At 36.2% G+C, this 25,958-nt stretch carries 26 protein-coding genes; 12 read left to right on the top strand and 14 right to left on the bottom strand.

The genetic code is table 11. The features are described 5' to 3' along the window. Positions 1 to 451 precede the first annotated feature (451 nt). The 3 genes from ACG9ZL_RS17675 to ACG9ZL_RS17665 form a co-directional block, all read right to left on the bottom strand. Positions 452 to 1,573: a 5-(carboxyamino)imidazole ribonucleotide synthase gene (locus ACG9ZL_RS17675; RefSeq protein ID WP_419360970.1), complete on the bottom strand. Its 1,122-nt coding sequence runs from the start codon at positions 1,571 to 1,573 to the stop codon at positions 452 to 454. 16 nt (positions 1,574 to 1,589) lie between these two features. Next, positions 1,590 to 2,102, bottom strand: a complete 513-nt coding sequence (purE, locus tag ACG9ZL_RS17670; protein ID WP_004718991.1) for a 5-(carboxyamino)imidazole ribonucleotide mutase — start codon at positions 2,100 to 2,102, stop codon at positions 1,590 to 1,592. 282 nt (positions 2,103 to 2,384) lie between these two features. Continuing rightward, the gene (locus tag ACG9ZL_RS17665) at positions 2,385 to 2,729 is read right to left on the bottom strand and encodes a DMT family protein (protein WP_034613299.1); all 345 of its coding nucleotides are present in this window, start codon (positions 2,727 to 2,729) and stop codon (positions 2,385 to 2,387) included. A 664-nt stretch (positions 2,730 to 3,393) separates the two neighbouring features. Between ACG9ZL_RS17665 and mpl the strand changes: the two genes are divergently transcribed. Beyond that, on the top strand, positions 3,394 to 4,761 hold the full coding sequence (gene mpl, locus ACG9ZL_RS17660) for a UDP-N-acetylmuramate:L-alanyl-gamma-D-glutamyl-meso-diaminopimelate ligase (protein WP_336954604.1): 1,368 nt from the start codon (positions 3,394 to 3,396) through the stop codon (positions 4,759 to 4,761). Between the two features lie 44 nt (positions 4,762 to 4,805). Here the strand turns inward: mpl and ACG9ZL_RS17655 are convergent, their stop codons facing one another. The 3 genes from ACG9ZL_RS17655 to ACG9ZL_RS17645 form a co-directional block, all read right to left on the bottom strand. Then, positions 4,806 to 5,183 (bottom strand): hypothetical protein, encoded by a 378-nt coding sequence (locus tag ACG9ZL_RS17655; protein ID WP_419328826.1) that lies wholly within the window; start codon positions 5,181 to 5,183, stop codon positions 4,806 to 4,808. 62 nt (positions 5,184 to 5,245) lie between these two features. Then, complete coding sequence (locus ACG9ZL_RS17650) at positions 5,246 to 5,530, bottom strand: GNAT family N-acetyltransferase (RefSeq protein ID WP_336954607.1); 285 nt, start codon at positions 5,528 to 5,530, stop codon at positions 5,246 to 5,248. A gap of 51 nt (positions 5,531 to 5,581) precedes the next feature. Continuing rightward, positions 5,582 to 5,869, bottom strand: coding sequence for a GNAT family N-acetyltransferase (locus tag ACG9ZL_RS17645; protein ID WP_336954609.1), 288 nt, complete (start codon positions 5,867 to 5,869; stop codon positions 5,582 to 5,584). A 172-nt stretch (positions 5,870 to 6,041) separates the two neighbouring features. Here ACG9ZL_RS17645 and ACG9ZL_RS17640 point away from each other — a divergent pair, with 172 nt between their 5' ends. From ACG9ZL_RS17640 to ACG9ZL_RS17630, 3 genes are all read left to right on the top strand, one after another. Beyond that, a complete protein-coding gene (locus tag ACG9ZL_RS17640) occupies positions 6,042 to 7,259 on the top strand; it encodes a sugar transporter (RefSeq protein ID WP_419360968.1) in 1,218 nt (405 codons plus the stop codon). A 494-nt stretch (positions 7,260 to 7,753) separates the two neighbouring features. After that, positions 7,754 to 8,293: a cysteine hydrolase family protein gene (locus ACG9ZL_RS17635; protein ID WP_419360966.1), complete on the top strand. Its 540-nt coding sequence runs from the start codon at positions 7,754 to 7,756 to the stop codon at positions 8,291 to 8,293. Between the two features lie 292 nt (positions 8,294 to 8,585). Continuing rightward, complete coding sequence (locus ACG9ZL_RS17630; protein ID WP_004718969.1) at positions 8,586 to 9,551, top strand: TerC family protein; 966 nt, start codon at positions 8,586 to 8,588, stop codon at positions 9,549 to 9,551. A gap of 186 nt (positions 9,552 to 9,737) precedes the next feature. Here ACG9ZL_RS17630 and ACG9ZL_RS17625 read toward each other — a convergent pair whose 3' ends face one another. Further along, the gene (locus tag ACG9ZL_RS17625) at positions 9,738 to 10,304 is read right to left on the bottom strand and encodes a nucleotidyltransferase family protein (RefSeq protein ID WP_419360964.1); all 567 of its coding nucleotides are present in this window, start codon (positions 10,302 to 10,304) and stop codon (positions 9,738 to 9,740) included. Positions 10,305 to 10,547: 243 nt separating this feature from the next. Between ACG9ZL_RS17625 and guaD the strand changes: the two genes are divergently transcribed. From guaD to ACG9ZL_RS17610, 3 genes are all read left to right on the top strand, one after another. Continuing rightward, positions 10,548 to 11,879: a guanine deaminase gene (gene guaD, locus ACG9ZL_RS17620; protein WP_419360962.1), complete on the top strand. Its 1,332-nt coding sequence runs from the start codon at positions 10,548 to 10,550 to the stop codon at positions 11,877 to 11,879. Positions 11,880 to 12,111: 232 nt separating this feature from the next. Then, the gene (gene hpt / locus ACG9ZL_RS17615; protein ID WP_004718958.1) at positions 12,112 to 12,639 is read left to right on the top strand and encodes a hypoxanthine phosphoribosyltransferase; all 528 of its coding nucleotides are present in this window, start codon (positions 12,112 to 12,114) and stop codon (positions 12,637 to 12,639) included. Between the two features lie 198 nt (positions 12,640 to 12,837). Further along, positions 12,838 to 13,089: a GlsB/YeaQ/YmgE family stress response membrane protein gene (locus tag ACG9ZL_RS17610; protein ID WP_004718955.1), complete on the top strand. Its 252-nt coding sequence runs from the start codon at positions 12,838 to 12,840 to the stop codon at positions 13,087 to 13,089. 69 nt (positions 13,090 to 13,158) lie between these two features. On the opposite strand, the gene ACG9ZL_RS17605 is transcribed toward ACG9ZL_RS17610, so the two are convergent. Both ACG9ZL_RS17605 and dmeF read right to left on the bottom strand, forming a co-directional pair. After that, a complete protein-coding gene (locus ACG9ZL_RS17605; protein WP_336954618.1) occupies positions 13,159 to 13,860 on the bottom strand; it encodes a DsbC family protein in 702 nt (233 codons plus the stop codon). Positions 13,861 to 14,016: 156 nt separating this feature from the next. Beyond that, positions 14,017 to 14,967: a CDF family Co(II)/Ni(II) efflux transporter DmeF gene (gene dmeF / locus ACG9ZL_RS17600; protein ID WP_419360960.1), complete on the bottom strand. Its 951-nt coding sequence runs from the start codon at positions 14,965 to 14,967 to the stop codon at positions 14,017 to 14,019. An 87-nt stretch (positions 14,968 to 15,054) separates the two neighbouring features. Here dmeF and ACG9ZL_RS17595 point away from each other — a divergent pair, with 87 nt between their 5' ends. Both ACG9ZL_RS17595 and ACG9ZL_RS17590 read left to right on the top strand, forming a co-directional pair. Continuing rightward, positions 15,055 to 15,321, top strand: a complete 267-nt coding sequence (locus tag ACG9ZL_RS17595; RefSeq protein ID WP_004818177.1) for a metal/formaldehyde-sensitive transcriptional repressor — start codon at positions 15,055 to 15,057, stop codon at positions 15,319 to 15,321. A 161-nt stretch (positions 15,322 to 15,482) separates the two neighbouring features. Then, a complete protein-coding gene (locus ACG9ZL_RS17590; RefSeq protein WP_336954621.1) occupies positions 15,483 to 16,664 on the top strand; it encodes an MFS transporter in 1,182 nt (393 codons plus the stop codon). Positions 16,665 to 16,696: 32 nt separating this feature from the next. Here ACG9ZL_RS17590 and ACG9ZL_RS17585 read toward each other — a convergent pair whose 3' ends face one another. Next, entirely contained in the window at positions 16,697 to 17,059 is a 363-nt protein-coding gene (locus ACG9ZL_RS17585; protein ID WP_004818181.1) for a NirD/YgiW/YdeI family stress tolerance protein, read from the bottom strand. Positions 17,060 to 17,442: 383 nt separating this feature from the next. Between ACG9ZL_RS17585 and ACG9ZL_RS17580 the strand changes: the two genes are divergently transcribed. The 3 genes from ACG9ZL_RS17580 to ACG9ZL_RS17570 are packed head-to-tail and all read left to right on the top strand — an operon-like array spanning position 17,443 to position 21,064. After that, the gene (locus tag ACG9ZL_RS17580) at positions 17,443 to 18,477 is read left to right on the top strand and encodes a DNA cytosine methyltransferase (protein ID WP_419360958.1); all 1,035 of its coding nucleotides are present in this window, start codon (positions 17,443 to 17,445) and stop codon (positions 18,475 to 18,477) included. Then, positions 18,478 to 19,563 (top strand): DNA cytosine methyltransferase, encoded by a 1,086-nt coding sequence (locus ACG9ZL_RS17575; protein ID WP_419360956.1) that lies wholly within the window; start codon positions 18,478 to 18,480, stop codon positions 19,561 to 19,563. After that, entirely contained in the window at positions 19,553 to 21,064 is a 1,512-nt protein-coding gene (locus ACG9ZL_RS17570) for a hypothetical protein (RefSeq protein ID WP_419360955.1), read from the top strand. Before ACG9ZL_RS17575 ends, ACG9ZL_RS17570 begins: the two co-directional genes overlap by 11 nt. A gap of 129 nt (positions 21,065 to 21,193) precedes the next feature. On the opposite strand, the gene ACG9ZL_RS17565 is transcribed toward ACG9ZL_RS17570, so the two are convergent. The 4 genes from ACG9ZL_RS17565 to ACG9ZL_RS17550 form a co-directional block, all read right to left on the bottom strand. Beyond that, a complete protein-coding gene (locus tag ACG9ZL_RS17565; RefSeq protein WP_419360953.1) occupies positions 21,194 to 23,674 on the bottom strand; it encodes a DUF927 domain-containing protein in 2,481 nt (826 codons plus the stop codon). Beyond that, entirely contained in the window at positions 23,671 to 23,979 is a 309-nt protein-coding gene (locus ACG9ZL_RS17560) for a CHC2 zinc finger domain-containing protein (protein WP_419360951.1), read from the bottom strand. The genes ACG9ZL_RS17565 and ACG9ZL_RS17560 overlap by 4 nt, the downstream gene beginning before the upstream one ends. After that, positions 23,979 to 24,209, bottom strand: a complete 231-nt coding sequence (locus ACG9ZL_RS17555; protein ID WP_419360950.1) for a helix-turn-helix transcriptional regulator — start codon at positions 24,207 to 24,209, stop codon at positions 23,979 to 23,981. The genes ACG9ZL_RS17560 and ACG9ZL_RS17555 overlap by 1 nt, the downstream gene beginning before the upstream one ends. 328 nt (positions 24,210 to 24,537) lie before the next feature. Beyond that, complete coding sequence (locus ACG9ZL_RS17550; protein ID WP_419360948.1) at positions 24,538 to 25,764, bottom strand: tyrosine-type recombinase/integrase; 1,227 nt, start codon at positions 25,762 to 25,764, stop codon at positions 24,538 to 24,540. Between the last annotated feature and the right edge of the window lie 194 nt (positions 25,765 to 25,958).

Below are 25,958 nucleotides of genomic sequence, written 5' to 3'. Positions count from 1 at the left end.
AAATTTAAAATTCCACTCAATCCCTTCAAAACTCGCTTAAGTGTTTATTTTTATCCACAATTTGGATTTTAGATTGATGAATTAAAACTTATCCACAGTCGTTATTTTCACTTCGAACAAGCAAAAGTTTAAATTTAAAGTTTTAAATTCAAAAACCACGCTCAAATTAATTTAAATGCAAAGTGGATAACTTTTTGGGTTTTGCTGTTAATACTTTTGAATTCAAATGTTTTAAACCCTTTAAATTTGAACTTTGAATTTAAATATAGATGCTTGTTTTTCTGTTTATTGAAGCTATTTTTTCATCATTCTTGTTTTTATAGCCCCAGAAAATGATCCATTTTTGGGTCATTGCTTAGCGATAAAATAGGGGGAGCGTCATGATACAGAACAGTAGAATAGAAAAAAGCGGGCAAGAGTTTGACCGCTTTTTTTACATACAAAATCAAGCTTAAATGTTCATATCTTCGCTTAATGACAATGGATTAGGTAAAATCTTCGCCAATTGACGACATAAAGTCGTTAATTCAGCAGCATCATTTGGCATCAGGGTGATATGACCAATTTTACGACCTTCACGTTCTGTTTTATTGTAAAGGTGTAAATGTGCACCTTTTAACGCTAAAACATCTTCGGATTTCGGATGTTGCCCAATGATATTTACCATCACTGTTGGTCGAACCACTTCGGTTGAACCGAGTGGTAAACCTGCCACTGCGCGAATGTGATTTTCAAATTGCGAACATACTGCGCCTTCAATTGACCAATGCCCAGAGTTATGCACACGTGGAGCCATCTCATTGGCATATAAGCCTTTTTCAGTCACAAACAATTCAAGTGTTAACACACCGACATAGTTCAAATGGTTTAACAAACGGGTGATGTATTCCTGCGCAACGGGCTGTAAATCAGCACTGTTTGGAGCAGGAACTATTGAATGCGAGAGAATACCATTGTGATGATGATTTTCAGCCAAAGGCCAAGTTTTTAAATCACCATCAATACCACGCACCGCAATAATTGAAACTTCACGAGAAAAAATCACAAAACTTTCAGCGATTAATGATCCTGCTGGCCCCAACTCAGCCCATGCCTGATCAATTTGATCGACTGAACGCAGTACAAATTGACCTTTACCATCATAACCACCTGTCGCAGTTTTAAGTACGATTGGTAAGCCTAATTCACTCACTGCAAGCTTAAGCGTCTCCAATGAATCGACTGCTTTGTACGGCGCAACAGGAATTTCCAGCTCATCAAATAAAGCTTTTTCAGAAAGACGATGTTGTGCGATTGCTAAAGCTTGGCGTGGCGGATACAGATCTTTTTGCTTGGTTAATACATCAACATCAATCAATGGCGTATTTTCAAATTCCAAACTAAAAACATCTGCACTGGCAATAAAATCTTGTAACCCATTTTCAGCTTTAGTGCTAAAAACGTGTCCCAATATTGCAGATGGACAATCCGCATCAGCTTCAAAAAATGTGCATTGGATATTTAATGGGAGCGCAGCTTGCGCCATCATACGGCCGAGTTGACCACCACCAAAGATACCGATGGTTTTATTCATAACCTGTGTCCCGTTTTTAAGCTTGACCCGGAATATTTTTACTTGCCACTTTATCGGTTTGAGCGGCACGGAAATCTGCAACATTTTTTGCGATTTCAGGGCGAGTTAAACCTAAAATTTGAGCGGCCATGATTGCGGCATTGGTTGCACCCGCAGGGCCAATAGCTAATGTGCCAACTGCAATACCTGCAGGCATTTGTACGATAGACAACAATGAATCAACGCCATTTAAAATTGAAGATTTCACAGGAACACCCAGCACAGGCAAATCTGTTTTTGCTGCACACATTCCTGGCAAATGCGCTGCACCACCTGCACCAGCAATAATCACCTGAATACCACGTTCACGTGCTGTTTCAGCATATTCAAATAAGCGGTCTGGCGTACGATGCGCAGAAACTACTTCGGCTTCAAAAGGAACACCAAGCTGTTTCAGCATATTGGCAGTGTTTTCGAGAGTTGCCCAGTCTGATTGAGAACCCATAATAATTCCAACGAGAGGAGCGTCTTGTACAGCGGCCGCATTCATTGCATATATTCCATAAACGAATGTAAGGAAGTTTAAATACTGGTGATCAGTGTTTAAATGAATATCAAGAAGCGCACTATTATAGACTGATTTTTCATCTCACGAAAATTTAACAGACGTAGGAAGTCAATTTTTTTTTAGGGAACAACCTAAAAGCCGTTTGATTTGAGAATTAATATGATCTCGAAGATATAAACAGCAGAAAAATTGCTAAAGATTTGGACATAATATGAATATGCTGTCTGAGTGTAATCCTTTTTAATTCATAACATCATAGCTGATCTATTGGCTTCTAAACACAAAAAACACACAGCCCATCAAACATAAACCCGCCCATAAATAATCTAATTTAAATGGTTGTTTAAACAAGAAAATCATAAATGGAACAAACACCAACAGTGTCACCACTTCTTGGGTGATTTTCATTTGCCCCAACGACCAACCATGTTGCGCCAATAGACGTGTTGCAGGAATCATAAAGCTGTATTCAAGTAAGGCAATGATCCAACCAAACAAGATCGCTTGCCACAGAGGTGCGTCATGCAAGAACTTTAAATGCCCATACCAAGCCAAGGTCATAAAACAGTTGGAGATAATTAGTAATAAAAGGGGGAGAGATAAAGCCATATTGATACCAATTAAATTATCAAAATATATTTTTGAACATTCAATGTCTGAACATTAAAGCACTAAGGTAATTTTTTACGTTTTTTGAAATAATAAATGAGCGAGCCTATTTCCAAAGTACCAAGCAACAATACAGTATCTAATACTTGTTTCAATAGCGATTGATCATCATAAAATCAGCTCAATATGCCAATTAAAGCAACCCAAATGAGATGAAAAATTAATCCATTTTTTAATTTGTGATCTTTTGATTCTTTTGTATTGAGGTATCCCATCCAAATGAACGCAAAATATTGGAAGAAGATTAAAATTACAGCTGCGACCATTAAAGGTATGGATATTATTTTTGCAATGCCTGCTATCAAAGCAGAAACAATAATCAAAAAAATAAAATAAGCGATATTTTTAATCAGCAGAAAGATAAAATCATGTATATCCATTTTTAATAGATAATTCAGAGTATTCAATCGATATTAGCATTGCTAGAAGAATAAAAATACCAAGTGAGAGTTCATTATTTTCAATAAAAACCCACCTTTAAAATCGTAACAAGAAAAACTATCTTTTCGCCTTAACCCTTGCTATCGTTGCTTTCAAATCAAATGAAACGGCTACACCACAACAACAAAGTGATGTGTCTATAAAAGCACTGGAGTTAACACGAATGCATCTGCATATTTTGGGTATTTGCGGCACCTTTATGGGTTCCTTGGCGCTATTAGCGCGTGATTTAGGGCATAAGGTCACCGGTTCAGATGCGAACGTTTATCCACCGATGTCGACCCAACTCGAAAATGCTGGCATTACCTTAATGCAAGGCTATGACCGTAGTCATTTACAACCACATCCAGATCTTGTCATTGTAGGCAATGCAATGAAGCGTGGTATAGATGCAGTGGAATATATGCTCAATGAAGGCTTAGCATATATTTCAGGTCCACAATTCCTTGCTGACCATGTCTTACAAGGCAAACATGTACTTGGTGTTGCAGGTACCCATGGTAAAACCACCACAACAACAATGCTAGCTTGGGTACTCGATCAAGCAGGTTTAAATCCTGGCTTTTTAATTGGTGGTGTACCTTTAGGCTTTAGTGAAAGCGCACGTTTAGGTGGTGGAAAATACTTCTGTGTAGAAGCAGATGAATATGACTCTGCTTTTTTTGATAAACGCTCTAAGTTCGTACATTACCATCCAAAAACTGCAATTTTAAATAACCTTGAATTTGACCATGCCGATATTTTTGATGATCTAGCAGCGATTCAAAAACAGTTCCATCATTTGGTCCGTACCATTCCAAGTGAAGGTCGTATTATTGCCCCGATCACTGAAACCAATATTGATGAAGTATTGCAAATGGGTTGTTGGACACCTGTAGTACGTACGTCACTTGACGCCAATAACAGCGCTGAAGTTTATGCTGAACAACTTTCTGCGGATGGTTCACATTTTAAAGTACTTCAACACGGCGTAATTAAAGGTGAAGTGAAGTGGAATATGACAGGACAACACAGTGTTGCCAATGCTTTAGCAACCATTGCAGCAGCTGAACATGTCGGTGTTTCAATTGAAACAGCATGTGAAGCCTTATCGAATTTTGGTGGGGTTAAACGTCGAATGGAATTACTTGATACGGTAAATGGTATTGAAGTATATGATGACTTTGCCCATCACCCAACTGCGATTGATACAACACTTGAAGGTGCACGTAAACGTTTAGGTGAGCGTAAGCTTTGGGCGATTATTGAACCTCGTTCAAATACCATGCGTATGGGCAGTCATAAAGATGGCTTGGCACATTCTGCACGTCTTGCAGATGAAGTGATGTGGTATCAACCTGAAGGTCTGGACTGGGATTTAAAGCCTGTCATTGACGCTGCAACCAATAATGCCATTGTGGCTCGTACACTGGATGACATTATTAGTACTGTTATTACACAAGCAGGTGAGGGCGATGCTGTGGTGATTATGTCCAATGGTGGTTTTGGTGGATTACATCAAAAATTGATTGCAGCTTTAAAAGCAAAATAAGTCGAAATAAAGTTTAGAAAACCCACAAAATTTTGTGGGTTTTCTTATTGATTTACTGAAGGTGTCCTTTCAATAAATTTAAAATCCTTAAGCTTGACCCACCCTTCAACTAGATCATCTTCTATATTTTGATCTGGATCATTAAATACCACATAAACCCAGTCTTGTTTTTTTCTGTCTTTATAGATTGAATAAGCCGTAACATTATCATTTTGAAGCACAAAAGTATCATTCATCTTACAGATGTTTTTGGGCGCTGAATAAAAATAAATACGATGTTTAGATTTGCCTAACAACTCCCAACGGGGCTGTATTTCTTGCTCTTTTTTATAGGTTTGCAAATTTAATTCAAAACAACTCATTGCTAAACTGAACGATGAACTGCTCAATAACAATACAGTGATTATCATTTTTTTAAACATGTTTAATCTTCTAACCGAATATGAATCTGAACGGCCCAATGAGCATTGGGCACACAATACAGCTAAGCTTTCACATCAACAAAACTTTTATCACGTTTAAACATGACTTCGACATAGGAACAAGTTGGTACAATTTTAAGCTTCTTTTCACGTGCAAATTCAACCAAAGTATCCAACAACTGACGCGCAATTCCTTGACCACGCAAGGAGTCATCTACCCAGGTATGGTTCGCAATGATCTGATGCTCACCATGCCATAAATAACTGATCTCAGCAATTCGCTTACCTTGTTCATTATCGAAGTAAAATTCACCTTTTTGTTGATTATCTACATGTTGGAATTGCATATATTTTTCTCATGGATGTTCTAAACACTATTCCACTGTAGCAAAGCAAACTTAAGATTTCAAAACATCCTGAATCGATTGATCTTTATCAAACACTGATTTTGAAAAAGGGCAGAGTGGAATAATTTTTACATTCTTTGAGCGTGCCATTTCTACAACTTGATCTAATAATTTTCGACCTACACTTTGACCACGCAATTCATCTTCTACAACTGTATGATCAATAATCAACATATTTTCACCCGCCCATGTGTACGCCATTTCAGCCAAATGGTGACCTTCTTCACCAATATAAAATTCACCTTTTTTACCATCATCTTTATGTCTGATTTCTAACATTTTATTTACTCTTATATACGTTTAAATTTATAGGCCTATTCAAAATGCCATAACTATATTTGAATTATTGTTAAATTTTGTCTGACAGTTCTATTTTTTATACAACAAACTTAGCTTAACTTTTTCCACAATTCAGCCTAAAATTTAGCGCTAACCTCTTTTAATATTGACCATGTCTGCCTTATCTCCCCAAACTTCAACACCACAATCTGCCCCCAGTGAATCCCAGCAATGGATCAGTGTGATTAGCCTTGCTTTTGCAGCATTTATTTTCAATACCACAGAATTCGTTCCTGTTGCTTTACTGAGTGACATTGGAAAAAGCTTTGCGATGCCTGCAACTGATGTTGGCATCATGATTACTCTATATGCATGGGTCGTTGCACCCATTTCATTGCCGATCATGTTATTGACCAAAAATATTGAACGACGGTTTTTACTGATCATCTTGTTTATGGTCTTTGTGGCCAGTCATGCATTATCTTATTTTGCATGGAGTTTCGATGTACTCCTGATCAGTCGAATTGGTATCGCATTTTCTCATGCTTTATTTTGGTCAATCACTGCATCACTGGCAGTACGAGTCGCCCCCAAAGGTAAGGAATTTCAAGCTTTGGGGCTATTGGCCACAGGTACAGCATTGGCGATGGTTTTAGGTATTCCATTTGGACGAATGATTGGTGAATCTTATGGTTGGCGTAATACTTTCGCTTTGATTGCAATTGGTGCGGCTATAGTTTGCGTCATCTTAGCCAAAACATTGCCACGCTTACCAAGCGTCAATTCAGGTTCTCTGAGTAGTTTAAAGGTATTTTTAAAACGCCCAAGCCTAATGATTGTTTTTGCTCTGACCATTATTGTGATTACCGCGCAATTTACCGCATACAGTTATATCGAACCTTTTGCTCTGAATGTTGCGCATTTTAGCTCGACACAGACTACAACCTTATTATTAATCTATGGCGCAGCGGGTTTCTTTGGCTCTTATTTATTTGGTAAATTTGCCAAAAAATATCCAAAATTTCCAATACCATTAAGTAGTGCTGTATTGGCTGTTTCGATGTTATTGCTGACTTCACTGAGCACTGATTTTACCAACTTTAGTCTACTGAGTTTATTTTGGGGTATGGCAATTATTTGCTTTAGCTTAGCTCAACAAGCTAAAACCTTGGCTTTAGCTTCTGATGCAACTGATGTCGCAATGGCGATTTATTCAGGGCTCTATAATGTGGGCATTGGGGGAGGTGCTTTGCTGGGTGGCATAGTGACTACCAATTATGGGCTCAATCATATTGGCATCGTTGGCGGTATGATTGCTGTTCTTGGGACCCTGTTAGCTTTAGTGCTTGTACAACGTAAAGATTTTATTCAAAAAAATAGGGTCTGTTGACAATTCGTCTACGTTTGCGACTACGTGTGTTTTTTAGGCGATACTAGGCGCGAAATACGAAATTTAGTCATTCTAAATAAGTAGTTCGTAACAACGTAGCGGCAAAAAACACACTAGTCCCGAAGGGTTGTGGTTAAAATTATCTCAGCCTTCGTTATGAAACTCGAAAATAGACCCACTATTCTCTTCGTTTAATGCCTTGCCTGCTCAATTTTAACCTACAACGCAAGCCATTTATGAAATGCCAACAGACCCTAAATATCTTTTTACAAGATTTAAAGTGACATGCTGAGTTAAAAACTTTAACTTACATTAAAGTACTTTGATAAAACAATGATCATCAATGCAACCCATCATTTTATTTAAATTATTAACCACCACGCTGCATCGGCAGTGTGGATGTATACATTTAAAATAAAATGTAGAAACCAACCCTGCCAATGAGCGGGGTTATTTTTTGCTCCGTGATTTGGTCAATATTTACGGAGAAACTCATGTCTGAGTATCACAATAAACAAGCCTTACTCGTTATTGATCTACAAAATGGCCTATTTCATGCACAGCATCCTCCATTTCAAGCTGATCAATTGTTGAAAAACATCAATCAGCTCATTGAATATGCGCGTGTTAAACACATTCCGATTTTTGCGATACGTCATGTTGGTCTAGCAGACACAGGACTCGCCCCAAATAGTCCAATGACTCAACTTATCGCTGAATTAAATATTGATCCTAATACAGATTACATCTTAGAAAAAACACGGCCAAATTGCTTTTTCCAAACAGATTTAGCACAACAATTAGAGTCGTTAAATGTTGAAGAAGTGATCATCTGTGGTTTAAAAACTGAATTTTGTATCGATAGCACAAGTCGTGCGGCAAAAGACTTAAATTATAAAGTGATATTAATTTCAGATGCGCATAGCACAATCGATTCAAAGGTTCTCAATGCTGACCGTATTATTCAGCATCATAATTCAACACTTAATCAAGCTTTTGTTGCGCTAAAAACCAGCGCTGAATTTTGTACATAAAATAAACTACATAAAAATACATTCAAAATTTGCACATTTTTAATAAATATGCGATTCTCACTAGATATTAAGAAATGAAAGATTTCTTACACAGTATATTGAACAAGGGGAGTAGCCTCCTTTAATCAGAATATCGTCATTACGCTTTGAAAAAAGCCGGTATCTGAGCATTTGAGATTGATGTACATAACTCAAATGTAGGCAAGACCTTGATCATGTTGACACAGATGTTTAATCATCTGGCAACAGGTCAAGGTTTTTTTATGCCTGATTGCCAGATTCGGAGAGTTTTATGGAAACTATTGGCAATCCATGGCTGTATCTAGCGTTCTTCGCTATTGTTATTGTCATGCTACTGATCGACTTTTTAGGCTTTAAACAAAAAGAAGGGCAAGAAGTCAAAATTAAAACTGCTGCCTATTGGAGCATTGCATGGGTCAGTGTTGCAGCATTATTTGGTGGTGGTTTATGGCTGTATTTACAACAGACCGCGGGTGTTTCTATTGCCAATAGCAAAGTCATGGAATACTTTGCAGGTTATCTACTTGAAAAATCGTTAGCGATCGACAATGTCTTTGTCTGGTTGATGATTTTTGCTGCATTTGCAATTCCACAAGGCTTACAACGTAAAATTCTGCTCTATGGTGTATTAGGTGCAATTATTTTACGTACCATCTTTATTTTTATTGGCGCATGGTTCGTTCAAGAATTCTCTTGGGTGCTTTATCTCTTTGGTGCTTTCTTGGTTTATACAGGCTATAAATTCCTTAAAGGACAGGATGAAGAAGAAACCAATATCGAAGATATGGCTATTCTAAAATGGTTGCGTAAACACATGCGAATCACCCCAAAATTAGAAGGTGCTCAATTCTTTGTTCGTCAAAATGGCGTGTTGTGGGCAACCCCGTTATTCCTTGTCTTAATTTTAGTTGAAGCTTCCGATGTGATCTTTGCGGTCGATTCTATTCCTGCGATTTTTGCGGTGACCAGTGACCCCTTTATTGTATTAACTGCGAATTTAATGGCGATCTTAGGTCTACGTGCAATGTTCTTCTTATTGTCGGGTGCCGCGTCTAAAATGCATTACTTGCCTTATGGCCTAGGCATCATCTTAGTCTTCATTGGCTTTAAAATGTTAATGCTGGATGTCTTCCATATGCCGATTTGGATTTCGTTAGGTTTCATTGTGATTGTCTTGGCAATTACAGCTTGGCTCTCTATTCGCCATAGCAAAAAGCACCATGAAACAACCTTATAAACACTAGATCAAGCCTTCCAATTGGAAGGCTTTTTTATGATCAACAATAATACTCAACGATTTAAATTGTATAGACAGTATGGAAATGAAATCTTTATCCATCAGCATAATCATCTGTTGTAATAGCCATCTGTTGTCTTGGAGTATGCTCTTCACTATGCTTTGATTGATTTAAATCCTGATCGCCTAATCATCCACAACAAGCAGCTTTTCCCATCTGATCAAAAACTGTTTAGCCTGAATCCGTGCTAAAAAAACTGGATAACTGACTAAACGTTTATTCCATCTTAATTTTAATTCAAACAAATCATTTAGTCCAAACGGCGCAATAATTTCGATATCATCATTTTCAAGTAAACGTACTGCAATTGCAGTTGCCGTTTCAACCCATACGGATAAAGCATCGAATAAGGATTGGTATTGAGAGATAGAACATCCATCATCTGTTTTATACCACAAATGCACATAGGCTTGATTAACCACATCCCATTCATTATTGGGAAATTTTTGCTTTAACAATTCAGTCAAACGTTGCTCTTTAAGGCCTTGTTGATCATTTAAATCATAGAAAATAACATCGATTTCAATCTGATCAAATCCATAACCCTGATGATGTAAAATAGACCATACCAAGTTACGAATTACACCTGCACTCAAATATGCATGTGCATGAATATCTCGCAAATACTGTAATCGGAGCATCAATTCAGGACATGAATAGATGATCTGTTTTAACTGCCTAGTATTGTCCATTATTGTCTTATTTCACCATTTTACTAGACTCTACCGATTATTGTTATAAAGATAAACTCACAATATAGAATATGCCTTTAACCACTAATTTTAGTTATATTTCGATAAAAAATTCTCGCTGCTAAAACAATAAAAAATAACATTATTCAATTTTTTAGAATGCTTTCGCGTAAAACTGCATACAACACCTGATACAAATTTCAGGTACAATCAATCGAAAAAAGGATAAATTGCAGGTTTTACATGTCTTGTGTTGTACAGAAAACAGCGGTTCGTGGGCGTTTTCTTGATATTAAAAATACCGTTTCTCAAGCAGCTCAAATATTTGATGAAGTTCGTTATATCGAAGATGGTTTACTCATCACAGAGCAAGGTAAAATCACATGGTTTGGCCCTTGGGAAAATGCACAGTCTCACCTGACAGATGATATTCAAATTGATCACTACCCAGAACAACTGATTGTGCCTGGTTTTATAGACACCCATATCCATTTTCCTCAAACAGAAATGGTGGGTGCATATGGTGAACAACTTTTAGAATGGTTAAATACTTATACTTTTCCAACAGAAATTCAGTTTGCAGATAAAACCTATGCCGACAAAATCGCACAGTTTTTTGTCCAAGAATTACTTAAAAATGGAACCACGACAGCACTGGTTTTTTGTACAGTACATCCGCAATCAGTCGATGCCTTGTTTGAAGCTGCAGAACAGCATCAGATGCGTTTAATCGCAGGTAAAGTCATGATGGATCGTCATGCACCTGAAGCACTCACAGATACTGCTGAAAGTGCATATATTGACTCTAAAGCACTGATTGAAAAATGGCATGGTAAAGGTCGTAACCTATATGCCATTACCCCGCGTTTTGCTCCAACCTCTACACCTGAGCAATTGGCAAAAGCAGGCCAGTTAAAAGCAGAGTATCCAACGGTATATGTGCATACCCATCTTAGTGAAAATAAAAATGAAATTGCATGGGTCAAAGACTTATTCCCAGAGCAGAAAGGTTATCTGGATGTCTATCACCACTATGGTTTAACAGGAGAGCGTTCTGTTTTCGCACATTGTGTTCATTTAGAAGAGCATGAGTGGGATTGTATGCATGCAACTGATTCAGCGATTGCATTTTGCCCGACATCCAATTTATTTTTGGGAAGTGGTTTATTCCCATTAAAAAAATCCTGGGAAAAACAGGTGAAAGTCGGCTTAGGGACAGATATTGGTGCAGGAACAGCCTTTTGCCAATTACAAACCCTCAATGAAGCCTACAAAGTGCAACAACTCCAAGGTGATAAACTTTCGGCAATGGAAGCGCTTTACCATGCAACACTTGGTGGAGCGAAAGCGTTACATTTGGATGAGCAATTGGGCAATTTCAATATCGGTAAAGAAGCCGATTTTGTTGTGCTAGATTTAAAAGCAACGGCGCTACAACAACTGCGTCAGGAACGTGCTAAAAACATAGACGATGCATTATTTGCCTTATTTACCATGGGGGATGATCGTAATATTCAAGCCACCTATATTTATGGACAAAAAACCTATGAGCAAAGCGAAACAAAAAACGCGTAAATCGAAGAAAAAACTAATTTTGATTGGTACAGTTTTTGTGATCTGTGCATTCATTTTAAAACGTGATGCACATTAATCATTTTGGTTTAAATTAGGACATTTACATTTTCAAATGTCAAAAAAGATGCATCTTGATCTGATATGTTTTAAAATTATGTCATCTTTTAGGGTGTTGCTAGTCAACACCTTTTTTAATTTTAGAATTTGATGTTTACGTTTTTAGGTATTTCCCATGACTATTGAAATGAAAGTGATGATTTCTGCTGAAGAAATTCATGCAAAAGTTCAGGAACTTGGTAAAAAAATTGATGCACATTATGCCAATAGCGATAAAGAACTTGTCTTAATTGGTTTATTGCGTGGTTCAGTGATCTTTATGGCTGATTTATGTCGTGCAATCAGCAAAACTCATGAACTCGATTTTATGACCGTTTCAAGCTATGGTGGCAGTACAACATCTTCTCGTGATGTCAGAATTCTCAAAGATTTAGATGGCGAAATTCGCGGTAAGGATATCTTAGTCGTAGAAGATATTATTGACTCTGGCAATACCTTAAGCAAAGTATTGGAAATTTTAAGTACACGGCATCCCAATTCGATCGAGCTTTGTACTTTAGTCAGCAAACCGTCTCGCCGTGAAATCGATTTAGACGTGAAATTTCTTGGCTTTGAAGTTGAAGATAAATTCATTGTGGGCTATGGCTTAGACTATGATCAAAAATATCGTCATATTCCGTTTATTGGAGAAATTGGTCTTTAATTGAGACTTCATCACATCATTTTAACTAAAATGAGTTAAGCGACTTCGGTCGCTTTTTTTTATTTTTTAGCTGTTATAGTGAACAAAAATGCAACAACTTGTAGCAAATAAGCGCTTTTACTTCACAACAGAATATTTGATTATTAAACTCATTCGACACAGTAACTCACGACAAAATAAAGAAAAAGGAGAAAGATTATGATGTCACTGATTAGTGCAATTGTGATTGGTTTTATTGCAGGTTTGATTGCACGTGCGATTCATCCAGGCGATGACAAAGCTGGTTTCATTGTAACAACAGCACTTGGTATTGTAGGTTCATTAGTTGCAACCTATGGTGGTCAATTACTCGGCTTATATCCAAAAGGTGCCTCAGCTGGATTTATTGCCTCAGTCATTGGCGCAATAGTTGTACTCTTTATCTATAACATGATTGCCAAACGTACTTAAATTTTCTTCTCCATAAAAAAAGCACCTTGAATGGGTGCTTTTTTACGTCGTTAGCTTTCTAAGTATTGTTTATAATCCAAAATTTTTCCATATTTTCTCAATTTCTTCAGCAGGGTAGGCGCCCATGACTTTATAACCATTTGAGAAAATAATCGCTGGTGTTCCATGCAAACCTAATTTTTTACCCAATTCCAAATTACGCTCGATGGGGGTTGCACAATTTGCTGGCGCTGTCGGCTTAATCCCATTTTGAATTAAATTTTTCCATGCATATTCTTTATTTACAGAACACCATACTTGCTTAGATGGCAAAATCGATTGTGCTTTGATCGAATAGATAAATGTATAAATTGTCACATCATTGAGCTTGGCTAAATTCCCTTCAAGAGTCTTGCAATATGGGCAATTTGGGTCAGAAAAGATTGCAAGCTGACGCTTACCATTCCCCCTGACTGTTTTTACCGCATCATTCAAAGGTAAGGCTTTAAAATCTATAGTATTTTCTTTAACTGCTAAATCTTTAGTTAAATTATGCTGATCTTTCAAACGAATCATTGAACCAATAAATAAATGCTGAGCATCCTCATTGACATAAACAATTTGATTATCCAAGGTTCCACTATATAAACCCTGCATTTCTGTGATTTGCAGATTATTAATTTTTACATTGGGATACTGCTGGGCTAATTTTGCTTTCACAGTTTCAACACTGGCAAAACCAGCTGTACAAAAAGCTAGGCTTAAGCTCAATGCGATAAATTGCTTTAACATAAATCGATAAAATCAAAATAAATATTGAGATGCATTAAAGCATAATTCATCAACTGACTTGTTTAAAAACTGTGATTGATCCTTATCTCTGATTGCAATGGTTCTCTGCCAATCATAGTACCTTGAACTGTTAAAAAAGCTGTACTTTATTCTTGCTCAGGTTTCACGTGAAACCCAACTAAACATCGCGGTTTTATTGATTTCAACAGAAATATGCACCAATTGTTTATGAATAGATAAAACCTGACGTACCTGATCTGCATTTAAATTTTTATCATTGGATTCAAGCGCTAAAATCACTGAAAATTTGCCTTTAGCAACTTTCCACACATGAATATCGGTTATTTGGGCTTCAACATTTAGACGCTCAATCACTTTACGTACTTCCTCGACGATAGGATCATCCATTTCCGCATCCAATAATGTTTGGGCCGTTTCTTTGATTAAACCCAATGACCAACGTCCGACTAAAATTGCCCCAACAATCCCCAATACAGCATCCAAAAAATCCCAACCCAAATACTTTGCAGCAAAGAGTGCAATAATCGCCAAGACAGAGGTCAGTGCATCTGCAACCACATGTAAAAACGCAGCTTTTTGATTTAAATCATGTCCATGATGGTCATTATGCATATGTGAATGATGGTGATGGTCAGCATGATCGTGTAATAACCATGCACAAACCAAATTGACCAATAAGCCTAAAATAGCAATCAAAATCGCTTCATTATAATGAATCTGTACAGGATGAAATAAACGCACTAGCGACTGGAAGGCCATAAATAAGGCCACCACCATCAATAGAATTGCACTGCTATAGCCAGCAAGAATTTCAATCTTCCATGTGCCAAAACTAAAACGCGAATCCTGCGCATAATAATGAGCGGCTCGATAAGCAGCATAAGCCAAGCCTAATGCCAGCATATGCGAACTCATATGCCAACCATCTGCGAGTAATGCCATGGAATTAAAAATCCAGCCTCCCGCAATCTCAAAAAACATCATCAATCCAGTCAAAATGGTCGCCCATAAGATTTTCTTTTGTGCTAAAGGATTACCTTGATCAAATTGATGGCTATGCTTTCGCTGAATGGTTTTGAATTGCATGAGACATGATCCTATATACTCCCCTCAAGTATATAATTTCAATTTAAAATATACTATAAGGGAGTATATAAAATAGCGGATTAGTTTATGAGTCATTTACATCAAGATAAAAAAGTCCTCAATCGTGTGAAACGACTAAAAGGACAAATTCATGCGATTGAAGAAGCTTTGAATGATCAAAGCAGCTCATGTATCAGCGTTTTACAGCAAGTTGCGGCAATTAAAGGTGCCGTGAATGGCTTAATGAATGAATTGATTGAGCAGCATTTAACCGAGCATGTGATTAAAGACACCCAAGCCGTGGATGAAGCTGAATTACAAGAATTTTTAAAGTTGCTAAAACGCTATTCATAACTCAATTCACAGTCATCTGTGCTTGAATGTTTAAGTTTCCATTGACCCTTTACTGATTAAGTTTTAATCTTTCCATACTCAATTCCTTCCATGCCGAACTTTGTATTGAACAGGTTTGGCATTTTTATCTGCAAAACATTTGCATTTGAAGTCCTATATTTATGAATCAACAATCATGGCGTTCATTTTTAATGATCAGCCTAGCCTTATGTATTGGTACGATTGGTACAGCGCTTGCTAGCCCCTTATATCCAATTTATCAACAACTTTGGCAATTACTTCCAAGCCAGATCACCTATATTTTCGTGGCCTATATGTTTGGTTGCTTAACCACATTATTATTTTTAGGACGTAGCAGTAATAGTTTTGGTTTTATTCGTACCTTACAAATCGGGCTATTGTTTGCTGTGATTGGCTTAACACTTTCAGTGTTTGCATCAACCACATATTTGCTTGGATTTGGGCGCTTTATTATTGGTATTGCCTCTGGGTTGATCAGTACCTCCGCAATGTTAGGTTTGATTTATACCATTCCTGACTCACATAAGCAGAATGCAGCACAGTTAAGTTCAATTATTACCGTGATTGGCTTTGGACTTGGCCCGTTTATTGGTGGTGCAATCGCACAATTTTCTGATCGCCCACTTGTCACACCTTATTTACCCGTAATTGTTGCAGCAATCATCAGTTTGCTGAGTTTATTTACGATTAAAACCATGAGGTTTGAAAGGCAGCCATTTTCTATTGCGCCCCACTTACAACTGCCAGAAGCTCAATTTAAAAAACTGTTTTATATCGCCAGTTTTACCGCATTCTGTGCTTTTGGCTCATTTAGTTTATTTGCCTCATTGGCACCCTCCTTTATTCGAGATGTGATTCCTTGGCATGGGCCATTGGTCAGTGGTGCAACCATTGCCAGTATCTTAATGGTTTCTGCAATCGTCCAATTTATCGCAAAGTCTTTTGATATGCATAAAGCATTGAATACTGGCTTAGTCTTATTGATTTCCAGCTATATTATCTTATCGATCTGTATGACCATGCAGTGGAGTTTCTTATTCTTTTTGAGTGTGGTTTTGGTCGGAATGGGGCATGGTTTAACGTTACTGAGTGCTTTTGCATTGATTCACCACATGACCAATGTTGAAAATCGGGCAGCTGTGGTTTCCACTTATTTGTTTATTGCCTATTTTGGTACCATTGTGCCGATCATTAGCGCAGGCTTTTTATCTGATCATTTCGGTTTAATGGTTGGTGTTTTAGGCTTTTGTGCAGGAATTGGTATCTTATGTATTTATTTATTGATCAGTCATTTAAAAACTAAAGCTAGATCAAACATCTAGGCGCTGTGCGCCTAGATGTTGGTTAAAATCGATTATTGAATAATCTCAATTTTAACCACTTCTATATCAGTGGGTTTATAGCGGTGAGTATCCACTTCCCCTACAACTTTAACTTTGGTACCCGGTTTTAACTTTTTTAAATCGATAAGATCATCATCCACTTCGATCCCGATGGTTCCTGTACTGTCTTTTAGCTCATAATGTTCATGTTTTATTTGACGAACAATTGTCCCCGTCAAGGTAACAGCTGTTTCATCATTGGCACGTATTGCTTGTCCAATGGTGATCTTGTTTTTGGCAGCTTCTTGAATAATCACATGATCATCTTTACCTGCCCAAACATTTGACGTCATCACTAAAACAGCAATCGCAAGCAATAAAGGAGTTTTTTTCATGAAAAGAAGCCTTTGTTGAATATGTAATTGATCTTACAGTAAACAATTATAAGATTGATGTAAATTAAGCTTACAAAAGCACAACTTTTCATCAAAAAAAAAGCGGACTCATGTCCACTTTTAATCTTTTACAGTAAAGGATTACTTTCCAATACAGAACGTAATTAATTAAAATAAATCAATAATAATTAAATACTTAATAAAATAACAATAAACCAGTGACTAATCTGTGACTTTTTATATAATTTTAATACTTAATTTAACTAGTTTAGGACCAACCATTGTAACGACATATCTTGTCGTTCGATTATATAGTATATAAATTTAGGCATTGGTTACTTGATAACATATAATACGGCAGTTTTTATTTGGAGTTAAGTTTAATGTCTAATCAGTTTAATGTGGTTGATCTATTTTGCGGTGCTGGTGGTCTACACATTGGCTTTGAGCGACAAGGCTTCACAACAAAACTTTGCATTGATAATAATCAACAGGTTGAAAAAACTCATAAATTAAATTTCCCCCATATCCCCTTTATCAATAGAGATATTGCATTAATTTCTTCTACAGAAATTGCTTCTTTTATTGAGGGGAATCTAGATGTAATGGCTGGGGGTCCTCCATGTCAAGGCTTTTCAACCATAGGTAAACGATCTTCGTCTGATCCAGAAAAGAGAGCCGCTCATGATCCACGCAATGAATTAGTCATCACTTACGCTAAATTAATTAGTGATTTAAAACCTAAATTTATTGTCATGGAAAATGTAAAAGGCATTCTTACCATGGACAAAGGTGCCTACTTACAAAATGTTTTATCCCTACTGAGAGAAGCGGGTTATAACGTTGATTACAAGCTAATTAACATGGCTGATTATGGGGTACCTCAAATAAGACAACGTGTCATTATTTTAGGCAATAGAGTGGGCCTTCCTGTTGAATTTCCTGAACCTACTCATTCTGAAAATCCAAGTCTTCTTTGTCAAAAATGGAATAAGTGTTGGGATGTCATTCATGACTTAGCAGATTTACCTGAAGATCCAGACTTTAATCATGTAGCTTTAAAGCATACTGAAAAAAATATTGAACGTTACAAGTTAATCCCTGAAGGTGGGCGATTACCAGAACACAAACTTTCAGAAGAATTGTATCGAAAGAATTTTGGCAATACTTATAAACGTCTACATCGTGAAAAACCAAGTTTAACTATGGTTCCTGGAAATGATGCTTTTCCTATTCATCCTGTCCTACATCGTAGTTTAACGATTCGTGAAGCGGCACGTATACAAACCTTCCCTGATGAGATGATTTTTGCAGGCAACAGACGTCAACAAGGTCATCAAGTTGGAAATGCTGTTCCACCAAAATTTTCAGAAGTTTTAGCTGAATTTATCAAAAATGAATTATTAAAGGTTAAGTAAGTGAATAGTATTGATCTTTTTTCAGGTGCTGGTGGCTTATTAATAGCTAAAAAAAATCTTGGTTGTAACATCTTATTTGCTAATGAAATAGATGATGCTTGTGCAGTAACACATCACCATAACTTTAAAGATATCCCACTAATACACAAAGATATTAAAGATCTTAAAATTGAGGAAATCAAACAGTATATTGGTGATAAAGAAGTAGATCTTGTTGTAGGTGGGCCACCTTGCCAAGGATTTTCAATGTTTGGAAAAAGACGCTTTGTGAATACACAAGGCTATGACCCTAAACAAGATCCACGTAACCACTTAGTATATGAATACATTCGTATTGTCGAAGAAACACAACCAAAATTTTTCTTCATGGAAAATGTAAAGGGTTTTATGTCTTTAGATAATGGATTATTCGTTCAAGAGGTAATCAGAACTTTTCAAAAATTAGGATACAACGATATTTGGTGTGAAGTTGTTTGTGCAGCTGATTATGGCGTACCTCAAAAACGTCATCGTATGTTTATGATCGGTAATAGATTAGGTATTAATTTTGAAGCCCCACCAAAAACACATTCAGATAAAGATCCAAATTTATTACCATATGCGACTGTTGGAGAAGCAATTCTAGATATTGCTAGTTTAAACGAAAAAGATATTCCTAATCATATTGCTTTAGCACATAAACCGCTTGTTGCTGAAAGAATGAGTTATGTATCTGAAGGGGGTAAGCTCGATTTAAATACCTTACCTGAACATCTTCAAAATGCGACACGTAAAGATTCCAAAACAGGCAAAGTTACAAACTATAGTCATGTTTATAAGCGATTAGATCGTGATAAACCCTCTACTACTATGGTACCAGGTCATAATGCTTTTCCTATTCATCCTACCCTCAATAGAACTTTAACCCCTAGAGAAGCTGCACGTATACAAACTTTTCCAGATACACTTGAATTTTTTGGCACAAGACAGCAACAATGTATTCAAGCAGGTAATGCCGTACCACCAAAAATGGCAGAACCTTTCTTTAAAAAGATCAATGAATACATTGAAGAATATAACAAGGGGAACGTAGGGGATGAGTCATGACTTGTACGCAACATGGGCATGTGCCGAAATAGCAAATATAATTAGACATGATCAACCTTCTTACTTTGCCAATACTGGCAGCTACTCCACTGGTTGGACAATTGGTTCTGGTCGAGAAGGAGGAAGATTATGGCCCTTAGCTGACGGTGTTATCAGCTCCTATCATGCATCTGTCGCAGATGATTTAAATATTGCCGTTGAGTTTAAGCGTACAAATGAAGGATTACATGGCACCCTGACTGCTCTAGGACAATCTTTAGCTTACTTACATAAAGGCTATCACGCTTCTATTATTGTAATACCTAAAAAATACACTTCCCACAATACACCAGCTAATCATATTGCAGATATATTAGACCTTACAGCCAATACAATGCCTGTAGGCGTATATGGGTATGAAGAACCTGATTTAGCAAAACTTAATCCTTTTGAAAATAAGATTACTTGTTATCGAAAACCACAGTTATCTTTATCACCCTTATTAACAGGAGCTTCTGTTAGTTCTAGACCTAAATCATCTACTTTATGGGCACATGTTCGAGAAGGAATGAGCTATCCTGATGTTTTTTATAAATATTGTAAAGAAGTTAAGTTCGTTACTTCGTACCCTAAGAATAGAAATTTTCAACTTCCAAATGAATTAATTGCAGCTGTAAATAGACTGATGCCTACGGCAGATCCAATTAAATTTTTAAGTTATACAAAAGATGATTCCATTTTGGATCGAACTTGGTTACATGTCTGGCTTAATTATTATTTTCATAAAAAATTAACACCCATATATATCAAAGATCCCCATACAGGTCTTTATGCTGTAAATGCTATACCTAGCCTGATTAAACAAAATAAAAATGAATTTGCCAATTTTTTAAGTGGAAGAAGAGATTCACTTAAAGAGAAAATAGTTGAAAAATTAAATAATGGATCTATTACTGAAAACCAAGCTTGGGAAGAATACGCTAGAACCGTACGTAACCAAGCTCACAGTTATCGTGAAGTAATTGATTCAGGTCTATACCATCTAAATTTGATTGATAATGAAGGTAATTTAACAAAAGTAGGCTATCGATTTGTCGATGAAGCAGATAAAGAAAATTCGGTATATGCGTCTACATCTATGCAAGTTTTAAGAGGAACTGCGTTGGTATATGGCAATTTTTCAGCATTTTTACATTATGTATATCAACTTTCTGAAGAAGTATTTAGCGAAGAAGCTATGTATTTTGCGAGTATGAATAGAAAAAATGGCACTATCAAATTTGATAATGTGGGATTTAAAGCATATTTATATGAAAAAATGAAAGATGATCTTTCTCTCATTTTAACATCCTCTATTCGGTCACCAGGAAACCCAAGAAATGCCTTTCAAGCAGAAATACCTTTTCTAAAATATTTAGGATTAATTGATGAAGGTACACCATTTCGTTTAGGGACAGGCTTATTGATTAATTGGCCAGTAGTACAAGAAAGTATTGAGTACATGAATACAAATAACTTGTAACGGTGTAACACTGTTAACTGCATGATTTTTAAAAATTTTAAAAGTTACACTACTTGATACAGAAATGTAACAGGTAACATTATGTTACCTGTTACATTTAGTTCATATTATTTGTTACCAAATAAAGCTTTAATTTTCAAACATGTTACTAAAGTTACTGCTGTTACTTTGTTTTATTTCACTTTTAGCTTCAATATCGAAGTTCATCATAACATTGGCATTAAAAACATATAAACGGGTAACCTTTTCTGATTCTGGCAACCTTTTTACTTTTGTCATTAGTTTACCATCACAGTCAATCCATCCATATTTTTTCAAGACTTTTGCAACAACTTTTGAATTGAGTGACTTACATATTTCTTGTTTAAAAATTTCTGGATAAACATAAAATTGTCGTTCATCAGCTTCAACTTTAACGAATCCCATTCTATTAAATACTTTAGTCTGCTCACTAAACTCAGTGTTAATCAGCTCAAAACGACTACTACCATGAAGCGTGAAAAAAGTACGTACCTGATTCAAAATTTCTTCATCTTCATAATCACCAACTTGTTCAAAGTTACCAATCCAATGATTAAAAATATTTTGAACTGATCTAATGGCTGTACCTGACTTCCATCCCGTTATACCCGCAATTGTTGCCATCTCACCACTAACAGCAACCAAAGCAAAATAGTTTGCTACACGAATGATATGCCCTTGTTTATGCTGTCCAATTAACACCTGAGCATATTCATCAAGTAAGCGATTTGCTATTTCTGTTACTTTAACTTTATCTGAAGTCAAATATTGCAACCAAGCAGCCCCAGCTACTCCATAATGTTGCTTGATATTACTATTAAGCAACAATGCTTGTTGAGCTGCATTTTCTGAAAAATCAATTTGATCAAAAATACCATGCTCAGACTGATCTATATCGATGTTAATTAATCGAATTTCCTGCCCCAACTTGGCTTGTTGACCGGCTTCGTTCATCAACTCAGACAATGTTTTTTCACCGCTGGAAAGAAATACAAGCCTCCACCGAGCTGTCTCGCGTACAGTCAGGCTTTTTGTCATCCGGCCTTTACCTGAGCCATTAATTAGCATGTAAATAATATTACCCAGATCTTTAGGATTCGGAATTTCGCCGATTTCATCCAATACCAGTAAGCCATCATTATGCGTAAATGCTGTTTGTTCTAATGCATTACTTGTATTACGCCATGTATGATAATACGACTCAGGATTCCCCCATACAGAACAGGCAATAAAAACGGCAGTACTTTTACCTTTAGATGATTTACCTTTGAAATGTATACCAGCTCCATGACGGCCCAGAGGTTCAAGCAACTGACCTGTAAAAGCACTAGACAGAGCCAAAACTAAAAAATCATGATTTTCCGAATACTTAGCGACATTATTCTGCCAATCATTCAAGGTACCTTTTTGTACATATTTATCAATTACATTGTGAGTAGATTGATAAACGATGAGCTCACCACTGCTATTTTCACCAATAACATTATTGGGCAAAATATATTGATGATCATGCCATCCAACTCTGTTTACACATTTTGCAAATGTATCAACTGGGTAATTGGCTATATACGTTTGAAATAATTCTCGAGCGGATCTGGAAGTAGAAAGGGTTACTCCCATATGAGCAAGTGCTTTACGCATATCTGCACCATCAGTTTGCAGAGTTTCCATAGGTAAAGCCCATTTGTGCTCTACATTTGCATCATCTACCCATTTAAGCAATCGTCCCCAATCGTTTGAGGTCTGATCTCGTGTTTTAGCTAAAATTAAAACAGGTGTAGATAACCAAAAGCATTCCAATTCACCATCGCGCATTCTTAGATAATGTACACCATCTGAGGTAATCTCAAACTGACCATTCTTATGAGGCATAGGGGCGGCTAGAACCTCACTTTTCTTATGCAGCTCAGCTTCATTATTTTTTTCAACTTGTTTAAATTCAGTCGATTTGTATGGAACTATTGTAAGATTTTGGACATCCTTGATTGATGTTTCCAGTCCAATAACCGCACGTTTCTCTACCCAATCGATGACATCATCTTTGCTTTCTAAATTAAGTTCATCCAGTTTAATTACAGAAACCAACGTATTTTTTTCATGAACAGCTTCATTCAAAGTAGACAAAAATTTTAATCCTGGTTCATCATTATCAGGCCATACAATAATTGAGCGACCAAATAAAGGACTCAAATCTGTTTTGCTGACACTTTGACAACCACCAGTTGTGGTCGCATATAGACCAAGTTTATTTAAATAATCAGCTTTCTGCTCACCCTCTACCACATAGATCGGCTGATCTTTTGAGACTGAGATCCGACATAATGCATATAGTGGTTTGCTACCATTCCCTTGTGGGAAGACCTCACGAAAGTCAGGCTCTTTCAATACAAATGCGCTACCTTCCAATGAAAATGAACGTATAAATTTCTGTCCATTATTTGGATTTTTAGCCCTCAATTTCCAGTAAATCACATCGCCATTTTCATGAGTATATTGAAAGACAGCTTCAAATTTAAAACCGTTTTGTTTTTTAACAATTGATTGTGCAAAAACTTCAGCCTGCTCATGCATTAATTGTGTATTTTTCATTTGCATTCTTCCCAAGCACCTAAATCTTTACATGCATCGATAAAACTTATTTTTTTAAATTTCATATGAAACGCAATCAAGTCACCACCTTTGGTTCCACATGCAAAACAATTGAAACAACCGATATTCAAATTGATACCCAGACTCGGATTCGTATCATCATGAAAAGGGCAAAGTATCATTGACCAAGTTTTTGATCTGTCATGATCAAAACCATGCGCAGATAAATACTCAGGCACTCTTGGGAGCAGATCTTTATTCAGTCTAAATTTATATTTTCGATTTTTATGCTTTGGATAGGACATTATTTAACCCCCCATATTTTTGAACCGTAATTTTTAGTGATACGTTCTTCAATCCATAAATCTACTTCGGATTCAATCCAAGCAACCCTGCGTATGGATAAATGTATGGGGTGGGGGAATTTACCCTGTTTCATAAGGGCATAAATTGATGAAGCACACAAACCAGTCTTGGTCTGTACTTCTTTACGACGGATTAAACGATTTTTTTGAGTCAGAATAATATTATTCATCTGGATCATCTCTTTATTAAGGATAGATTCAGACAAATTTCAAGTTTTAATTTTCAACCAATTTTATAAGGTTGCATATGCCTTTTGGGCTTAAAATAAACTCAATTCTCCGCTACAAGAATTGACAAATAAGGTACGAGCATTAAAGACAAAAAATCTGTCATTAAATTCAGCAGTTTATAAAACTGCTACGATTATCGATTTAACATCAAATCAATAAAGACAATTTAGGGGGTAATTTAAAAAATGCAATATTTTTTTTAAATTATCGTGTACATACATCAGTTTTTTAAGTTTAATAATTCAGTAAAACTGATAAATTTAAAAATTATTGCACTAAAGGTATATTACCAATGATACCGTAAATGTAATCACTCCATTTTTGAAGCATATCAATCCGTTGTTGTTTATATGAAGCTTTATTATAAACTCCCCGAATACCCTTGACTGTATGATTCAAGCTTGCCTCAATTACATCACTATTAAAGCCTTGCTCATGTAAGTGGGTGCTCGCTGTTCTCCTAAGATCGTGAATGGTAAAAGGCGACAAAGTGGTAAATTCCAAAACATTTTTTTGTGCTGTATTAAATGCATTGTGGCTAATATGTGTTCCTGATTTCCGCCCAACAAAAATATAAGGCTCATTACCACCAATAATTTTTAACTCGTTTAATATTGAAATGATTTGATCAGACATATATACAATCATTTCACGAGAATGACCTGAATTACCATCCCTTTTAGTCTCTGGTATCAACCAAGTTTTATTAACAAAGTCAATATGCTCCCATTTCGCTTTTAATAATTCTGATTTTCGCACCAAGGTTAATAGCGATAATAATAGACCGTATTTCCGAGGCTTATAAATTCTTGAAGTGAAAACTGCTGTGTAAAAAGTCTTAATTTCTACTTCAGTTAAAAATCGATCTCTTGGTTTGGCTTTACAAACATGTCTAGTAGGTATGGATAAAACAGGATTAAATTGAATCATGCCTAATGTTACTGCGTAATCAAGCATTCTTTTTAACAAACCTCGTACTTGACTAGCCGCAGAATCATAACCTTGATCTTTTTTACGCCATATTACTTTTCTGACCTCATCAATAGTAATCTGCTTTAAAGATAATTCCCCAATAAACGGATAAATATCGTTCTTTAAGCACAAAATCATATTGTAGGGACTTTTTCTATCTTTTCTGATCACTTCATTTAAGTAACGCTCACCATAATCTTTAAATAATATGCTGTTACTGTTGCCTAATTTTTTGTCATCTTTTTCTTTTTTTGGAGATATACCTTTAGCCACCATTGAAGCAGACTCATCTCTAATTTGCCGGGCCTCCTTTAACGACAGATCCGGATAACGTCCTATAACCAATCGTTCTTGTTTACCGTTTAGGGTATATCTGTAGTGCCAAGATTTTATACCTGATTCTTTGACTTCAATGAATAAGCCATTATTCAGTTTATCTTTGACAGTAAAACGCTTTGCTTGCGCTTTTAGATTTTGAATTTCTCTATCAGTTGAAAAAAATATATTCGTTTTAATCGGCACTTTTAGTCACTCATTTTTTTCCTTTCAGTTATATTATTATGCACCTAATAGGTGACTAAAAAAACAATAGCACCAGTTGATTTAAATAAATACATTGGAATAATCAAAATATAAAAAATAGCAATAAGTCATTAAAAATTATTGCTATTAATTTTATCTTGGAATTAACTGTAACTTACTAGAATAATGGCTTA

The sequence above is a fragment of the Acinetobacter legionensis genome (assembly GCF_048551735.1).
Classification (GTDB): Bacteria; Pseudomonadota; Gammaproteobacteria; order Pseudomonadales; family Moraxellaceae; genus Acinetobacter.
Note: the sequence above shows the minus strand (reverse complement) of the source record. Positions and strands in the feature narration are given on the sequence as shown.